The organism is Aquimarina sp. AWH4_224 (genome assembly GCF_056160245.1).
Genome location: NZ_JBSWWU010000001.1, coordinates 159,792 through 176,106, shown reverse-complemented (window position 1 = coordinate 176,106; position 16,315 = coordinate 159,792). Strand labels below are relative to the sequence as shown.

Here is a 16,315-nt window from a genome sequence, read left to right as displayed (position 1 = left end):
ATTTATCCTAAGGGGCGCTTAAACTATTATAATTCTTCCTCTATTGCGTCTAATTCTACTTTCAAGTTGTCTATGATAAACTCTTGTCGTTGTGGAGTGTTTTTCCCCATGTAAAATGACAATAGCTCTTCTATAGACTTTTCTTTATCCAGCATCACCGGATCCAAACGCATATCATCTCCTATAAAATGTTTGAATTCGTCTGGAGAAATTTCACCAAGTCCCTTAAATCGTGTGATTTCAGGTTTTCCTGATAATTTATTAATTGCATCTCTTCGTTCCTGTTCAGAATAACAATAGATGGTTTCTTTTTTATTTCTTACCCGAAACAGTGGTGTTTGCAAAATATAAAGGTGACCTTCTTTGATCACTTCGGGGAAAAATTGCAAAAAGAATGTGATCAATAGTAATCGAATGTGCATTCCATCGACATCGGCATCGGTTGCGATCACTATATTGTTGTATCGCAGATCTTCCAAAGACTCTTCTATATTTAAAGCCGCTTGCAAAAGATTGAATTCCTCATTTTCATACACAATCTTTTTACTCATGTTATAGCTATTCAAAGGTTTCCCTCGTAAACTAAAAACTGCCTGCGTATTTACATCTCTGGATTTGGTAATCGATCCACTCGCCGAGTCTCCCTCGGTAATGAATAACGTACTCTCCAAATTTCTCTCTTTCTTGCTATCACTTAAGTGCACACGACAATCTCTGAGTTTTTTGTTGTGTAAACTTGCTTTTTTTGCTCTTTCACGAGCTAATTTCCGGATTCCAGATAGGTCTTTTCTTTCCCGTTCTGCTTGTAAAATCTTACGTTGTAAACTCTCTGCAGTAGCCTGATTTTTATGTAAGAAATTATCGAGTTTGTTCTTTACAAAATCATTAATGTAGGTTCTTACGGTAGGCAAACCACCTCCCATCTCTGTAGATCCCAGTTTTGTTTTGGTTTGACTCTCAAAAACGGGTTCCATTACTTTGATACTGATGGCAGCTACAATCGATTTACGTATATCACTAGCCTCATAATTTTTACCATAAAACTCTCGAACAGTTTTTACTACGGCTTCACGAAAAGCAGCTTGATGCGTTCCTCCTTGTGTGGTATGTTGACCATTTACGAACGAATGATACTCTTCGCTATACTGCGTTTTACTATGCGTAATCGCCACTTCGATATCATCTCCTTTTAAGTGAACGATATCATATAAGCGATCTTCTTGATTGATATTGTCTGAAAGAAGGTCTTTTAACCCATTTTCAGAAATGAACTTTTCCCCATTGAAGATAATGGTTAAACCAGGATTGAGATACACATAGTTTTTAAGCATTTTGCTTACATACTCTGTACGATATTTGTAATGCTTAAAAATAGAATCATCTGGAACAAACGATACTTTGGTTCCTCGTCTTCTAGAAGTTTCTTCTAGTGTATCCTGATTGGTAAGATTTCCTTTCTCAAACTCTGCTGAAGCCGATTTCCCATCACGAGTGGATTCTACACGGAAATAAGTAGACAACGCATTTACTGCCTTGGTACCTACTCCGTTTAATCCAACAGATTTTTTGAAAGCTCTGGAGTCATACTTACCTCCGGTATTCATTTTGGAAACCACATCCACTACTTTACCCAGAGGAATACCACGACCATAATCTCTTACGATCACTTTATCTCCCTGTATCGAAATTTCAATGGTCTTACCAGCACCCATCACATATTCGTCAATCGAATTGTCGAGTACCTCTTTCAATAAAATATAAATTCCATCATCTGGAGATGATCCATCTCCCAGTTTCCCAATATACATCCCTGGTCGCATACGGATATGCTCTTTCCAATCGAGGGATCGTATATTATCTTCAGTATATTTGGTTTCCTTACTCATAAAATTTTGGGTAGAATGCCAGCTAATATAAGGTTTCACTTACAAAATTAAAACAGCCAACCTACAAAGTAATTAACAAATACATAACGAAATTTGTTGATTATTTGGCTTACAAGCTATTAAAATACATTTCAACCAAAGTACACCTTCAATTTTGTCTAAATCTGACGGGAGAGCATCTAATTATATAAACGTAAAATGAGATTGGATTCTATTTTAAACAATAAGAGACATTCATATACTAAACGACCATTACTGAAAAAGTAATGGTCGTTCTAAATCTCATTAAACACTTGTTGTAATCTTTTGATTTTAAGAATGATAATATCTTTCCTCAATAATTTCCCCTGCATCATTCCATTTTGTTCGCACCACTTGTTCGAAAGTATGTTTTTGTCCGTCTGCGGTATCAAATTTCATTACAGCCTCATAAAATGAAGTATCTCCTTTTACTGCAGGACCACTTACAACTTCGTATCCATGAAATGCAGTAACGGTAGCTAGTAATTCTTCTTCTTGACGAATACAAAATTCCTTACCCACCTTAGGCTCGTTATTTCCTTCGCGCAGAATAACATCATCTGCCAAATACTCATTCATTGCATCCAGAAATTTACCTTCTGAAAGTAGATTTAATACAGCGTGTACATTTTCTTTGATTGTCTGTTCTTTTGTAGTTGAATTATTCATAATAGTTTTTAATTAAAAGTTTTGTTTATTGTGTACACCACAAAAGTATATCCTGCATATGCATGGGTACATTATGATTCTTCCCATGCTGATGTCAATTCTTCCTTATGTTCAATAAAGCTCTCCAAAAATTAAATTTAGCTACTGACATACAGTTGTCAGTGACACCTGATACCTTTATCTTTAATTTTTTTCAAATCACAACATCCTTTTTAGTAAATAACAATTCATGAAAGATTTTAAACTGAACACCTCCCAAAACGTAAAAACCGTTTTTGATAATTATCCGGAGACCGTAAAAGATAAGATGCTGAATCTTCGTGAGTTGATTTTGGAAACTGCTAGGGAAACCGAGGAAGTATTAGAATTAGAAGAAACTCTAAAATGGGGAGAACCGAGCTATATTGCTAAACATGGAAGTACCCTCAGAATTGATTGGAAGAAAAAGACTCCAAATCAATATGCCATGTATTTTAACTGTTCAAGTCAATTAGTGGCTACTTTCAGAATCGTTTTTAAACATACTTTCGATTTTGAAGGAAATAGAGCCCTGGTGTTTCAAATTAACGAACCACTACCCGAAAATGAGCTAAAGCAATGCGTTAAAGCTGCTTTACGCTATCATAAAATTAAAAAACTTCAACTTCTTGGATTGTAATCATTGACTTACCTATTCTTCAAATCCAAAAATTAACCTACAATTAATTTGCGTAACCGAATAGTTACACATATATTTGTAACCAAACGGTAACATATTTATGAGAAGAGATGTTTTTCAAGCTATTGCCGATCCTGTGCGACGTGATATCATTCAATTGTTATCACAAAAAACCTTATCAATCAACGAAATAGCCCATCAGTTTGATGTAAGTCGACCTGCGATATCTAAACATCTAAAGATTCTTAATGAATGTGGTATTATTGACATCCAACAACAAGGGCGAGAACGTTATTGTCTGATTCGCCCTAAGAGTCTGATTCCCGCCTTCTTATGGGTTGAACAATATCAAAGTTTATGGGAAGAAAAAATAGACTCTTTCGAAGCCTATTTAAAACAACTACAAGCAAAATCCAAAAACGATAATAAAAATGAGTGATCTTAACAACCGAACGTTAACCATTGAAAAAACTTTTGACGCTCCCATCGAATTGGTTTGGGAGGCCTGGACACAACCTGAACATATTGCACAATGGTGGGGCCCAAAAGGAATGAAAACCAGAATTATTGAGCATAATTTTGTAGAAGGTGGTGCCTGGGAATATGCAATGACCATGCCCGATGGAAAAGATTTTATTGCAGATGGTGTATACATCGAAATCGTTGAACTTCAAAAAATCCGAACATCTGCCAATTTCAAACCGATGACCGAGGGTGTCGAACTGCAAGTGTTACTCAAGAAAATTGGTAACAAAACACAATTTACATTTCATGTCATTCATGAGACCGAAGAATACTGCAAGCAACAAGAACAAATGGGCTTCTACAACGGTTGGGGCTCTACTTTTGAAAGATTAACCTCTTACTTACAAGAAAAAGTAAACTAAAATCATCCCAAAAATATTTAGAAGCAGGCGCCTATGAAATGTGCCTGCTTTATTTTTTTCCAAAAATACCTTCCAGACATTACATTGTTTATAAAGCGATTATCTTTTCAAATCCAGAAAAGCCATATATGGGGTTGTACCAAAGCTTGCTTAATGCTATATTTACCATACAACTTCAACAAATCCTAATAAACATGTTCACCCTCGAGGAACTTAATCAAATAAAAAAACGAAAACAGCTTGTAGCACTTGCCCAGGAAAAGGATATTGATATCCAGAAAATAATGCGCAAGTTTCAATATGAAGAAGAACTACGGTTTTTACAAGCTGAATTGGTAAACCTTCAACAATGGATTGCCAAGAAAAAAATGAGAGTAGCCATTATTTTTGAAGGAAGAGATGCTGCTGGAAAAGGAGGATCTATTAAACGGTTTACAGAACACCTCAACCCTCGTTCTATGCGAATCGTTGCATTATCCAAACCTACAGAAGAAGAACAAGGGCAATGGTATTTTCGCAGATATATAAAAGAATTACCAAACCCAGGAGAAATTGTTTTTTTTGATCGCAGCTGGTATAACCGCGCTGTAGTAGAGCCAGTAATGGGATTTTGTACCAAAAAGCAATACAACAAGTTTATGGTGCAGGTACCGGAATTTGAACATATGCTGTATGAAGACGGTGTTATTGTGATCAAATTCTGGTTTTCAATATCTAAAGAAGAACAACAAAAACGATTTGATGCGCGGATAGAAAACCCATTGAAAGCCTGGAAATTTAGCCCTGTAGACATGAAAGGACAGCAATTGTGGAGTAAATACACGCTCTATAAAGAACAAATGTTCTCTAAAACACATACTACCTTTAGCCCCTGGATTATTGTAAAAACCAATAGTAAAAAAACCGCTCGTCTGGAAAGTATGCGTTACGTACTATCCAAATTTGAATATACCGGTAAAACCAGAGCCAAAACCAGGCTATTTCCCGATCCTAATGTGATATTGAGGTATCATCGATATGTTGAACAAATTGATATTTAATCCCCTATGAAAGAAGCAAAACAAACAGAAACCCTATATCTTTCAGAAAAGGATGTAGAACTCCTCAATTCTCCAATTGGATTGCGATATCTTCTTGCCGACAAAAAGACGGATGTAGAAAAGGCATTGAGAATGACCAAGTATGAAATTGAGCTTAAAGCATTACAAGCAGAGTTAGTAAAATTACAAACCTGGGTGATTGCCAATAATAAAAAAATCGTCATTCTATTTGAAGGTCGGGATGCCGCTGGAAAAGGTGGAGCCATAAGAAGAGTTACTGCTCATATTAATCCCAGACACTTCAAAATCGTTGCTCTGCCAAAGCCAACCGAAGAAGAAGGAGGGCAATGGTATTTTCAACGTTATGTTAACCAACTCCCCAAACCTGGCGAGATAGTCTTATTTGATCGTAGCTGGTATAACAGAGCCGTAGTAGAGCCCGTCAATGGTTTTTGTACCCAACAACAGTATGAGACCTTTATGGGGCAAGTCAACGAGTTTGAAAGAATGATCATGGAATCTGACACCTACCTCATCAAGTTCTATTTTTCGATCACTAAGGAGGAACAAGATTATCGTTTTAAAGATATCAAGTCCAATCCATTGAAAAAATGGAAAATGACAAAGGTAGATGAACGAGCACAGGAACTTTGGGATGAGTACACCAAATACAAAGTCAAAATGTTTGAACATACTAATACCAAAGATTCTCCCTGGATCATTATAGAAGCAGATCGAAAAACCAAAGCCCGTCTTGAAGCGATACGATACATCTTAGATAAAATCCCTTATAAATCGGAGTAAAACCGTCTATATTTTGAACAAAAACAACTCTTATATATACCATTTCGGTAACACATTAACTAAAGCACATTGATTTATGAAACGTTATCTAATTCTTGCTGCACTTCTAATTTCCTCATTTAGTTTTGCGCAACAAGATGAATCAACCACAAAACCAGCTAAAACCATAGACGGAAAACTAGTACACACTGTACTATTTTGGTTAAACAATCCAGATAATAAAGAGGAAAGAAAAACTTTTGAAAAAGGGGTAAAAGAGCTTTTAGACGGTTGTGAATTTATCACCTCTAGCCATTTTGGAGCACCTGCCAACACAGAAAAACGCCCTGTAGTTGACGCTTCTTTTACTTATTGTGTGGTAATCACTTTTGAATCCAAAGAAGCTCATGACAACTACCAAGTAGCTCCTATTCACAAAAAAATTATTGCAGAAAATAAAGATTTATGGAATAAGGTATTGGTATACGATTCTTCTTCTTTGAAATAGACAGTCTATAATTATCATAAAAAAAAGCTGTAAAGCATATGCTCTACAGCTTTTTTAGTTATTGTTATTCCAAATTATCCTTTCAACCAGGCTTTACGAAGCGCTAGTTGTTCTTCTGTAGGATTATCTGACGGAGACAATGTCTCTCCTTGTGTATACGATTTAGCTACTTTAGTTTTGATTACAACCTCTTCTCCTGCTCTATCCAATTTCACCTCCAAATCGTCTCCTTCTTTCCATTGAAAAGTACCTCCAAGTACATTATTAGCATTCTGTACAGTCAACTTAGTACCATTGATCTCCACAATATTATCATTGGCTTTTACTCCATTTTCTGCCCAAAAACTATTATCTGCTACCAAATCGGTAAAGAAGATCGTTCCAGTGGCTTGATCACCAGCTACGATGAGTGCTCCCGAATTTTGAATATAATTCGTTTCTACCTTTTCATTACTAATTGAAAGCCCGACCTTGTTAAAAAACTCTCTATAATTGATCGGAGTCTTCCCTACTACATGAGTATTCAAAAATTTACCTATAGAAGGGTACGTCATTTCTGTAATTTCGGCGATGATGTTATCATCTTCAAAAGGTTTATTTTTCCCGTATTTCAAGGATAACTCTTTCATTAAGGACAAAATACCTCTGTTCCCGTTACTCTCTTCTCTCATCAGAATATCAATACACATCCCAATAAGCGCTCCTTTTTCGTATACATTTACATAATTTGAGGCATACGGTTGATCCAGGATGTTCTCACTCATTTCTGTAAAACTCATCGTATCATCAAAACCATTGGCGCTTTGGATCTTGCCCATCACCTTTTCATAAAACTCATCTTCACCAACGAGATCCTGATTGACTTGAAATAAAGTAGCAAAATATTCAGTTACTCCTTCATACATCCATAAATGCTTTGAAAATGTAGGATCATTGTAATCGAAATAGTGTACATCTTCAGAATGCACCGAAAGCGGAGTTACAATATGAAAAAACTCATGAGAAACTACATCAATCATAGCACTTGCTAATGCTTCGTCTGGCATCTGTTCAGGTAATACTACTACAGTTGATGTGTGATGCTCCAGAGCTCCAAATCCTGTTGGTGATTCCTGAGTACCTTCGGCTAAATATAAATAGATATCATATCTAGGTGTACTATTAATATCACCCAGATATGCCTTTTGTCCCTTCATCATCTTAAAGACAGTTTCTTTAATTTTTGAAGCTTTATGAACACCATTTGGAGAATATACACTCAATACAATTTTGATATCCCCCACCATAAATTCTTCTACATCTAGTTTTCCATACATCATAGGGTTATCCGTGATCTCAAAATAACGTGATGCAAAATACTTATCAGTTACTACGCTTCCATCTTCACTAGCTTCTTCTCCTACTTTTTGCAATGCAGAAGTTCGTTTCATCTCTTTTGGTGCAATAACCTCTAGTGTATACTGATTGTTCTTGAGCACATCAAAATAACCAATAAAACCGTGCAGGTTCAATACGTAATTCTCTGGCTCTATATTGGTTCCTGAAGGAGAAAATGGTGTAGCTTCTCCAGAGTTTTCAATATCATAAGTATCATTAACTAGATATTGGATTTGGTCTAATTGTTTTGCATTAGGAATCACCCAGGTATTGGCATCTAACTTATTGGTAATAATCTCATTTCCTTCATAATCCAACGCTTTGAAATTATCTACGAATTTCCCAAAATCACTTACCGCATAGGTTCCTTGTACCACTTTGGGCAAGTAGTAAGTTACCGTATCTTGCACAAACCTTCCTGGGTTGATAACTACGGGCACTTTGTCTTCTGCAGACTTTGTTAAATCTACAGACGAGGCAATAGGTACACCTGTAGCGATATCGTTAGACGTTTTTGGAGTTCCACACCCCACTAGCATTACGCCAATGAAGATTTTGGCAAAAATATTTTTCATCTGATCAAATTAATTATTTACTATTGCTAGACTAAGAAATCCAGTCTATGTTACAATTTTGAGGACGTAAAATATACATTTTGTACAGACTTTAGCTTATTTTTAGCACTTTTTACCATAAACCCCACATTTTGGATATTAAAATTGATCATCATAGTCTCAAATTCTCAGACAATCATAACCTATTCAATACAGATTTACCAACTATCATTTTTCTTCATGATTCTTTGGGATGTATAGAATTATGGAGGGATTTTCCTAAAAAAATGGCTGATCAAACAGAATGTAATGTACTATCCTATGATCGACAGGGATATGGACAATCTGCCCCTTTTTCAATTCAAAAAAGAGATAAAAACTATCTCCAAAATGAAGCGGAGGTATTGGTACAAATTATCAATCAACTACAACTTACAAAAGTTATTCTTTTTGGACATAGTGACGGCGGAAGTATTTCGTTACTGGCGGCAGCACTATCTCCAGATATCATTTCTGGTGTTATCACAGAAGGTGCTCATGTTTTTGTCGAAAAAGAAACGATAGCTGGTATCAAAGAAGCGGTAATCGCCTACCAAAAGACCAATCTTCGGGATAAACTTATAAAATATCATGGAGACAAAACAGATGATGTGTTTAGGATGTGGACAGAGACCTGGCTATCCGAAGACTATCAATCCTGGAATATTGAGGAGTTTCTTCCCAAAATCAAATGCCCATCTCTAATCATACAAGGAGAAAAGGACGAATACGGAACCTTGGAACAGGTATACTCAATTGCGAATAATACGACAGGATCTTCAGAAGCATTGATTATTCCTAACATTGGTCATACTCCGCATAAGGAGAATGTGGAGGTGGTTTTACAAGAGACCACTAGATTTATTAAAAACTTATCTTTTTAATGTTAAATGGATTATTATACTTGTTAATATTCGTAATTATTTGAATCTTGTAACAGCTATAAAGCTGTATCAAAAATTTTCACACAATATTCTTAACCATGAAATACATTAAGCTCTTCCTAGCATTATTGGTAGTGTCATCTACTGTTTATGCCCAAGAAAATTTAGGCTATCAAAAGCCTTCAGATGAGATCCTGGATTTAGTTGATGTCCAACTAGCTCCTTTTGTTAGAACGGATAAAAATGCCGACAATTTAATTTTCTTCTATCGTAATCCATATAAATCTATTGCAGAACTTTCGGAAAAAGAAATGAGGCTAGCAGGTTTAAGGATTAACCCTAAAACCAATATTTCTAGCCGTGCCAATTACTTCAATAATATTAAAATTAAGACTCCAAAAGATAAAGAAGCTAAACAGGTTCTTGGTTTGTCTTCAAATATGAGAATTACGAATGCTAGATGGTCACCAGATCAAAAGAAAATAGCTTTCACCAATACTGTAGAAACCGGCGTTGAATTATGGGTTCTTGATGTCGCAAAAAATGAGGCAAAGAAAATTACAGATGCAAAGGTAAACTCAAATATGGGTGCTCCTTTTAAATGGTTTATGGACAGTTCATCTTTATTAGTAAAGTTTATCCCCAATGACAGAAAGTCCCTTGTAAACAAGCAAGAAGCTATTCCTACGGGTCCTACCATTACGATTAGTGAAGGTACAAAAGCACAAAACAGAACGTATCAGGATTTATTAAAGAATCCTAACGACGAATATAACTTTGAGCAACTATCCCTTTCAGAGATTAAAAAAGTCCCGCTAGATGGAACCATTGAAAATTGGGCTTCTTCTGCTATGTACAGTTCGTTTTCTTTTTCACCAAATGGGGCATATGTTATCGTAATTGAAATCAAGAAGCCTTTTTCTTATTTGGTACCTTACCGCCGTTTCCCTCAAGAAACTAAAATTTATGATAATAACGGAAAGGTTATAAAAACGATTAACCAAGTTCCTCTTACTGAAGTTCTACCAAAAGGTTTTATGTCTACTAGAACCGGTAAAAGAAATATTTCTTGGAGAGTAGACCAACCTGCAGTACTGTATTGGTTTGAAGCATTAGACAAAGGAGATCCAGAAGTTAAAGTAGATTTTAGAGATGAAGTATTCCAGTTAAAAGCTCCTTTTACTGAAGCTCCTCAATCTATTCTAAAAACCAAAAACAGAGTTTGGCAAATCAATTGGACTAATGATAGTGAGTACGCGATTGCATACGATTATTGGTGGAATACCCGAAACACCAAGACGTATGTTTTCAATCCCTCAAAACCAAAATCTGAATCAAAAATTATTTCTGATCGAAATTACCAAGACCGTTACAGTGATCCTGGGGACCCTGTTAGAACCATTAATGACTATGGGCTTTCTGTAATTGACATTAAGAATGATCAGATGCACCTAATCGGAGATGGTTTTACGAAAGATGGTCAATTCCCTTTTATTGATAACTTAGAATTAAAAACAAACAAAACAACTAGGGTTTATCAATCAGAATACACTGATAAAGTTGAAAATATATACAGTGCCATAGATCTTGAAAAAGGTAAATTTCTTGTTCGCGTTGAATCTCCAAACGAATATCCTAACTACTATGTAAGAAACATAAAAAAGAACACTGTAGATCAAATTACTTCTTTCGAAAATCCATTTAAAGGATTACAAAATGTTTCGAAGGAATTGATTAAATATAAAAGAAATGATGGACTTGAGCTTTCAGGAACTTTATATCTTCCACCGGGATACGATAAAGAGAAGAAAGAAAAATTACCAATGATTTTATGGGCATACCCTGTAGAGTATAAAGATAAAAATAGTGCTTCTCAATCTACTTCAAATCCAAATGAGTTTACCTATCCTTTTTGGGGATCTATGATATATTGGATTACAAAAGGATATGCAGTACTTGATGATGCATCTTTTCCTATTGTAGGGGAAGATAACAAAGAACCGAATGATTCATTCAGAGATCAGTTGGTTGCGAACGGTAAAGCCGCAATAGATGCCATTGACCAACTAGGATATATAGACAGAGAAAGAGTAGCTGTAGGAGGACATTCTTATGGTGCATTTATGACAGCAAACTTACTCTCTCATTCTAATCTTTTTGCTGCGGGTATAGCGCGAAGTGGCGCTTATAACAGAACACTTACTCCATTTGGTTTCCAAAGTGAAGAACGCAATTATTGGGAAGCTCCAGAAATATATTACAACATGTCCCCATTTATGCATGCCGATAAAATGAAAACACCTTTACTTTTAATTCATGGTGAAGCAGACAATAATTCAGGAACATATCCAATGCAGAGTGAGCGCTATTTTAACGCGTTGAAAGGATTAGGTGCAACAACAAGGCTCGTGATTTTACCCAAAGAGAGTCATGGGTATAGAGCCAAAGAATCCATTCTTCATGTGCTATGGGAACAAGATCAATGGCTTGAAAAACATGTCAAGAACAAAAATAAGAAAAACAAACAACCTGAGGGAACTCACTAAGAAACAATACTAGGATCTCAAAGATATTATTGCGAATACTACATCAAATTCTTTGCAATAATATCTTTGAGATCGTCTTTATTTAGTGGTTTATTGATGATATCATTCATCCCGGCCTCCAAACATTCAGACTTCACCTCACTTAATTCTGAAGCCGTTAAAGCTATAATAGGCGTTTGCGTATTAAATTCACGTATCCGCTTGGTTGCTTCCATTCCATCCAGGTAAGGCATATTTAGATCCATCAAAATAAGATCAAAGTCTTCTTTTTTGACCATTTGCAGGGCATTGAAGCCATTTTCTACGATTGTACAACTATACCCAATAATATCCAATAGGTTTTTGGTTACTATTTGATTGATTTTGTTATCCTCTGCTACAAGAATTTTCTTAAACGTTTGTGCTGTATCTTCGCCATTAAGATCGAGTTTCTCTGCTTGTTTTTCATCGACAATCTCAACATCTAAATCAAAATAAAATCGGGTTCCTCTCCCTTCTTTACTATCGAGATGAATTTGGCTATCCATCATTTCAAGTAGGTTCTTCACAATAGAGAGTCCAAGACCGGTACCTTCAGATTTATTAACTTCTCTCCCTAGTTGAGAAAACTTTTCGAAAACAAACTCTTGCTTATCTTTCGGAATTCCCAATCCATTGTCTTCTACTTCGTACCTTATTTTAATATGATCCTTATCTATAGATACGATTTTAATTCTCAACCAAATCGTTCCATTTTCTGTAAATTTTGTTGAATTCCCTATCAAATTAATTAATACTTCTGACAACTTAAGGGAATCAACACTTACAATTTTAGGTACTTCTTTCTGAATATCTAGTTCCAGTTTGTTATTCTTATTCTTGGCCTGGTATTCAAAAGAATGTAATAAGTTTTGAGACAATTGCGCTAAATCAGTTGGGGTTTTGGTTAGTTTTTCTTTGTTGGATTCAATTTTACCAATCTTCAATACCTTATTGATCAAATCAAGTAGATAATCCCCAGAAAACTTTAAGGAATTAAGCAGTTTTTTATGCTTTTCTGGCATATCTTTTTCTTCTAGTAGCAAAGAGGTAATACCCACTACACCATACAACGGAGTTCTCAATTCATGACTTACCGTGGAGATAAACTGTGATTTTACCGTAGTTAATTTCTCTGCTTCAGTTTTTGCAACTTCTAGCTGTGTATTTTTTTCTCTTAATACATTATTGAGTTTTTTCTTAGAACGATACCCCATGTAAAAGAAAAATGCAGTTCCCAACACAAAAATTAATCCAGCTATCGAAATAAAAGTTATTGTCTTGTTATTCTTAGCAATACTTGCTTGATAATCCTTTTCTTTATTAGCAATTTCTAGTTCTCTTTTGTACTCATCAACACTAAAACTTACTCTGGCAATCTCTATTTGTTTTAATTTCTCTTTATCATACAGTTTATTCGTAAACTCCTGATATTTCTTAATATCCTGATAGGCTTCATTGATATTACCTCTTTTCTCATTTAGCTCAGCTCTTCCTTCATATAAATAAGACAATTCTAGAATCATATCGTGTTTTTCTGCAATATCGATAGCTTCCTCAAAAAAATCACCAGCTTCTACAAAATCCCCTTTATACATCGCATATTTACCTTTCAGGTAAAACACCTCACAATACCCTTGTAATTCTCTATGCTCTACTACCAATTGATGTGCCTCTTCTATAAAGGGCAATGCTTCTTCAAATTGTTCGATATCAATATAGGTCCACGCTAAATTTATTACTGGGGTCATGTATTCGTAAGAATCTTCAAGATTTTTACCCAACTCTTTGGCTTTGTCATAAAAAATCAAAGAAGTTTTCAGGTCTTTATAACCATCAGAATAGACATTCCCCAAACCATTATTGCTACGCAAGATCAACAATGTATCTTTTGAAATCTCTCCAAAATGCAATGATTTTCGGTAACAGGTTTCAGCATTTTTGAAGTCAACTAAAACCTCGTAATTATAAGCCATTAAATAATATGCACGCCCTTTGTAGTAGTTGTTATTTAATTCATGAGCATAGTTTACAGCTTTAATAGCATAATCCAATGATTCTTTAATCTTGTACTCATAACTCAAATCATTAGACTGATCAATCAATGATTGTAGGCTATCATTATGGGTTTCGGTCATGGTGTTCTGACCGTAAGACAGATAGCTAAGAGCTACCACAGAAAATATTAGCACATACGTTCTCAAGGCTCACTAATTATTAATGCACGAGCAATTTATACAATGAATATTTTGTTTACGTTAAAGAGTCCCCATATAAGCAAAAACCTGCTTATCAATATGTTAATTTAGTAAAAAAACCGTAAACACCCATTAATGAAGTGTCGATTTCATCTCTTTTTTAAAGAATGTTCATCCTTTTAACGATAGAAAATTTAAGAGTTATAAAGACATGAGATTACCTCTAAAGTAAGGCAATCGCATTCGTAACAGGAATCAAAAAGGCCTTCTGACGAACAGCAGAAGGCCTTTTTTTATATAAATATACTTTTACTAAACGTTAAACAGAAAATGCATTACATCCCCATCATTTACAACATATGCTTTTCCTTCTACCCCTAGTTTACCCGCTTCTCTCGCTTTGGACTCACTACCATAGTGTACAAAATCATCGTATTTGATTACCTCTGCACGGATAAAACCTTTTTCAAAATCGGTGTGAATCACCCCTGCAGCTTGTGGTGCAGTGGCTCCAACAGTTACTGTCCATGCTCGTACCTCTTTCTGGCCTGCAGTAAAATAGGTTTGCTGATTTAATAGTTTATAGGCTGCACGAATAAGTACAGAAGCACCAGGCTCCTCTAATCCCATATCCTGTAAAAATAGTTGACGTTCTTCATAATCTTCTAATTCTGTAATATCCGCTTCGGTACCTACAGCAAGAACGATCACCTCTGCATTTTCTGAAGCCACAGTTTCTTTTACCTTGTCTACATAATGATTTCCGCTTACTGCAGATCCTTCATCGACATTACAAACATACAATACGGGTTTATCCGTGATCAACTGTAATGGTTTTACATAAACTTCACGATCATCTTCAGAAACACCGATAGCTCTTACCGAAGTTCCAGCTTCCAATCCTTCCTTCAATTGTAATAAAATAGACTCTTCTTTCTGCGCTTCTTTATTTCCTGTTTTTGCCGCTCGCTTTACCTTATCCAGTTTTTTATCTATACTTTCAAGGTCCTTTAACTGCAATTCTATATCAATAGTTTCCTTATCACGTATAGGATCTACAGAACCATCAACGTGTACTACATTATCATTATCAAAACATCTAAGCACATGAATGATCGCATCGGTTTCTCTGATATTCCCCAAAAATTGGTTTCCTAACCCCTCTCCTTTACTTGCTCCTTTAACCAAACCAGCAATATCAACAATCTCTACCGTGGCTGGTATCACTTTCTCAGGATTAACTAATTCTTCTAATTTCTCTAATCTGGGATCAGGAACATTGACCACTCCGATATTGGGTTCTATAGTACAAAACGGAAAGTTTGCACTTTGCGCTTTGGCATTGGACAAACAGTTAAATAAAGTTGATTTTCCAACATTTGGTAATCCTACGATACCTGCTTTCATAATTCTATTGCGTTATTTTGAACAGAGATTTCTTATGTATTATCTCGTTTTTGAGAGTGCAAAGATACTATTATTCCTAGTTAGGAAACAAATATGAAGAATTAGATTAACGAATCGCTACTTACGCTTCAGATTATGGCGATGAAAGTGCATATTTTATTGTTTTTAGCATTTTTTTTAATTTTGAATCCCAATTATAAACAAATGAATACTTTTAAAATTTTAACCTCAGTCATCCTTTTAGGATTTACAAGTCCCGGTTTTTCTCAAACTACAGAAAAACCTAAAGAAAATTCTTCGCAAGAAACAGTTACCAAAATTATTAGAATTAAGGGAGCTAACGGCGAGGAAAAAGTGATTACGAAACAAGAAGTCATTACCAAAAAAAGTAAAATCGAATTAAACCCTGGTGATGAAGACAAAACCAATCAATCTGCAACTTATTCTGATCAGGAAGTTCAAGTTCAAAAATCAGAATCTTCTTCGGATATGGATGCATATACCAAAGTAACCGATGGAAAAGGCTTTGTAATTACTCTTTTGAACAAAACTGGTAATCAAGTATGCAAAGCAAGACCGCTTAGTAATGGTTATTATATCTTAAACGCCGGAGGAAAAGATAATACCGTCGGGCATTTTGATAATGACAAGAATCTTATTTTAGAATCATATGACAATAACACAGACGAAGTCATTACCACTATCTATAAGTTGAAATAATATCAAAAACATAATTATTCATATTGGCCGGAATTACTTCCGGCCTTTTTTATGTCTGCTCTTTTTTAAAGTAATCGAAGTAAAATATTTTAGATATATTTAAGGTGACAATCAACTTAA

14 protein-coding genes are annotated in these 16,315 nt (G+C 35.2%); 9 read left to right on the top strand and 5 right to left on the bottom strand.

Translation table 11 applies throughout. The annotated features are described in order from the left end of the window. Window positions 1–26: 26 nt before the first annotated feature. Together ACXAGJ_RS00760 and ACXAGJ_RS00755 are read right to left on the bottom strand one after the other, a co-directional pair. The gene (locus ACXAGJ_RS00760) at window positions 27–1,886 is read right to left on the bottom strand and encodes a DNA topoisomerase IV subunit B (protein ID WP_474836231.1); all 1,860 of its coding nucleotides are present in this window, start codon (window positions 1,884–1,886) and stop codon (window positions 27–29) included. A 312-nt stretch (window positions 1,887–2,198) separates the two neighbouring features. Beyond that, complete coding sequence (locus ACXAGJ_RS00755; protein WP_474836230.1) at window positions 2,199–2,576, bottom strand: hypothetical protein; 378 nt, start codon at window positions 2,574–2,576, stop codon at window positions 2,199–2,201. Between the two features lie 229 nt (window positions 2,577–2,805). Between ACXAGJ_RS00755 and ACXAGJ_RS00750 the strand changes: the two genes are divergently transcribed. The 6 genes from ACXAGJ_RS00750 (at window position 2,806) to ACXAGJ_RS00725 (ending at window position 6,452) form a co-directional block, all read left to right on the top strand. Continuing rightward, complete coding sequence (locus ACXAGJ_RS00750; RefSeq protein WP_474836228.1) at window positions 2,806–3,234, top strand: DUF1801 domain-containing protein; 429 nt, start codon at window positions 2,806–2,808, stop codon at window positions 3,232–3,234. A gap of 100 nt (window positions 3,235–3,334) precedes the next feature. After that, entirely contained in the window at window positions 3,335–3,673 is a 339-nt protein-coding gene (locus ACXAGJ_RS00745; RefSeq protein ID WP_073312993.1) for an ArsR/SmtB family transcription factor, read from the top strand. Further along, window positions 3,666–4,121 carry an SRPBCC family protein gene (locus tag ACXAGJ_RS00740; protein ID WP_474836226.1) on the top strand — a complete coding sequence of 152 codons (456 nt, stop codon included), beginning with the start codon at window positions 3,666–3,668 and terminating at the stop codon, window positions 4,119–4,121. The genes ACXAGJ_RS00745 and ACXAGJ_RS00740 overlap by 8 nt, the downstream gene beginning before the upstream one ends. A 194-nt stretch (window positions 4,122–4,315) precedes the next feature. Further along, window positions 4,316–5,161 carry a polyphosphate kinase 2 gene (gene ppk2 / locus ACXAGJ_RS00735; RefSeq protein WP_073312989.1) on the top strand — a complete coding sequence of 282 codons (846 nt, stop codon included), beginning with the start codon at window positions 4,316–4,318 and terminating at the stop codon, window positions 5,159–5,161. A gap of 6 nt (window positions 5,162–5,167) precedes the next feature. Further along, the gene (gene ppk2 / locus ACXAGJ_RS00730) at window positions 5,168–5,965 is read left to right on the top strand and encodes a polyphosphate kinase 2 (RefSeq protein WP_474836224.1); all 798 of its coding nucleotides are present in this window, start codon (window positions 5,168–5,170) and stop codon (window positions 5,963–5,965) included. Between the two features lie 76 nt (window positions 5,966–6,041). Continuing rightward, window positions 6,042–6,452 (top strand): Dabb family protein, encoded by a 411-nt coding sequence (locus ACXAGJ_RS00725; RefSeq protein WP_474836223.1) that lies wholly within the window; start codon window positions 6,042–6,044, stop codon window positions 6,450–6,452. Window positions 6,453–6,526: 74 nt separating this feature from the next. Here the strand turns inward: ACXAGJ_RS00725 and ACXAGJ_RS00720 are convergent, their stop codons facing one another. Next, the gene (locus ACXAGJ_RS00720) at window positions 6,527–8,404 is read right to left on the bottom strand and encodes a M61 family metallopeptidase (RefSeq protein WP_474836221.1); all 1,878 of its coding nucleotides are present in this window, start codon (window positions 8,402–8,404) and stop codon (window positions 6,527–6,529) included. Between the two features lie 131 nt (window positions 8,405–8,535). Between ACXAGJ_RS00720 and ACXAGJ_RS00715 the strand changes: the two genes are divergently transcribed. Together ACXAGJ_RS00715 and ACXAGJ_RS00710 are read left to right on the top strand one after the other, a co-directional pair. Further along, window positions 8,536–9,306 (top strand): alpha/beta fold hydrolase, encoded by a 771-nt coding sequence (locus tag ACXAGJ_RS00715; protein ID WP_474836219.1) that lies wholly within the window; start codon window positions 8,536–8,538, stop codon window positions 9,304–9,306. A gap of 98 nt (window positions 9,307–9,404) precedes the next feature. Continuing rightward, window positions 9,405–11,852 carry an alpha/beta hydrolase family protein gene (locus ACXAGJ_RS00710; protein WP_474836218.1) on the top strand — a complete coding sequence of 816 codons (2,448 nt, stop codon included), beginning with the start codon at window positions 9,405–9,407 and terminating at the stop codon, window positions 11,850–11,852. 38 nt (window positions 11,853–11,890) lie between these two features. Here ACXAGJ_RS00710 and ACXAGJ_RS00705 read toward each other — a convergent pair whose 3' ends face one another. After that, window positions 11,891–14,074, bottom strand: coding sequence for a tetratricopeptide repeat-containing hybrid sensor histidine kinase/response regulator (locus tag ACXAGJ_RS00705; protein ID WP_474836216.1), 2,184 nt, complete (start codon window positions 14,072–14,074; stop codon window positions 11,891–11,893). Window positions 14,075–14,380: 306 nt separating this feature from the next. Further along, window positions 14,381–15,475: a redox-regulated ATPase YchF gene (ychF, locus tag ACXAGJ_RS00700; RefSeq protein ID WP_474836215.1), complete on the bottom strand. Its 1,095-nt coding sequence runs from the start codon at window positions 15,473–15,475 to the stop codon at window positions 14,381–14,383. 204 nt (window positions 15,476–15,679) lie between these two features. Here ychF and ACXAGJ_RS00695 point away from each other — a divergent pair, with 204 nt between their 5' ends. Then, window positions 15,680–16,195 carry a hypothetical protein gene (locus tag ACXAGJ_RS00695; protein ID WP_474836213.1) on the top strand — a complete coding sequence of 172 codons (516 nt, stop codon included), beginning with the start codon at window positions 15,680–15,682 and terminating at the stop codon, window positions 16,193–16,195. Window positions 16,196–16,315: the final 120 nt, after the last annotated feature.

Excerpts from the sequence above, each read along its gene's own strand:
- ACXAGJ_RS00760 (WP_474836231.1), bottom strand. The coding sequence starts at position 1,886 with ATGAGTAAGGAAACCAAATATACTGAAGATAATATACGATCCCTCGAT.
- ACXAGJ_RS00755 (WP_474836230.1), bottom strand. The coding sequence starts at position 2,576 with ATGAATAATTCAACTACAAAAGAACAGACAATCAAAGAAAATGTACAC.
- ACXAGJ_RS00750 (WP_474836228.1), top strand. The coding sequence starts at position 2,806 with ATGAAAGATTTTAAACTGAACACCTCCCAAAACGTAAAAACCGTTTTT.
- ACXAGJ_RS00745 (WP_073312993.1), top strand. The coding sequence starts at position 3,335 with ATGAGAAGAGATGTTTTTCAAGCTATTGCCGATCCTGTGCGACGTGAT.
- ACXAGJ_RS00740 (WP_474836226.1), top strand. The coding sequence starts at position 3,666 with ATGAGTGATCTTAACAACCGAACGTTAACCATTGAAAAAACTTTTGAC.
- ppk2 (WP_073312989.1), top strand. The coding sequence starts at position 4,316 with ATGTTCACCCTCGAGGAACTTAATCAAATAAAAAAACGAAAACAGCTT.
- ppk2 (WP_474836224.1), top strand. The coding sequence starts at position 5,168 with ATGAAAGAAGCAAAACAAACAGAAACCCTATATCTTTCAGAAAAGGAT.
- ACXAGJ_RS00725 (WP_474836223.1), top strand. The coding sequence starts at position 6,042 with ATGAAACGTTATCTAATTCTTGCTGCACTTCTAATTTCCTCATTTAGT.
- ACXAGJ_RS00720 (WP_474836221.1), bottom strand. The coding sequence starts at position 8,404 with ATGAAAAATATTTTTGCCAAAATCTTCATTGGCGTAATGCTAGTGGGG.
- ACXAGJ_RS00710 (WP_474836218.1), top strand. The coding sequence starts at position 9,405 with ATGAAATACATTAAGCTCTTCCTAGCATTATTGGTAGTGTCATCTACT.
- ychF (WP_474836215.1), bottom strand. The coding sequence starts at position 15,475 with ATGAAAGCAGGTATCGTAGGATTACCAAATGTTGGAAAATCAACTTTA.
- ACXAGJ_RS00695 (WP_474836213.1), top strand. The coding sequence starts at position 15,680 with ATGAATACTTTTAAAATTTTAACCTCAGTCATCCTTTTAGGATTTACA.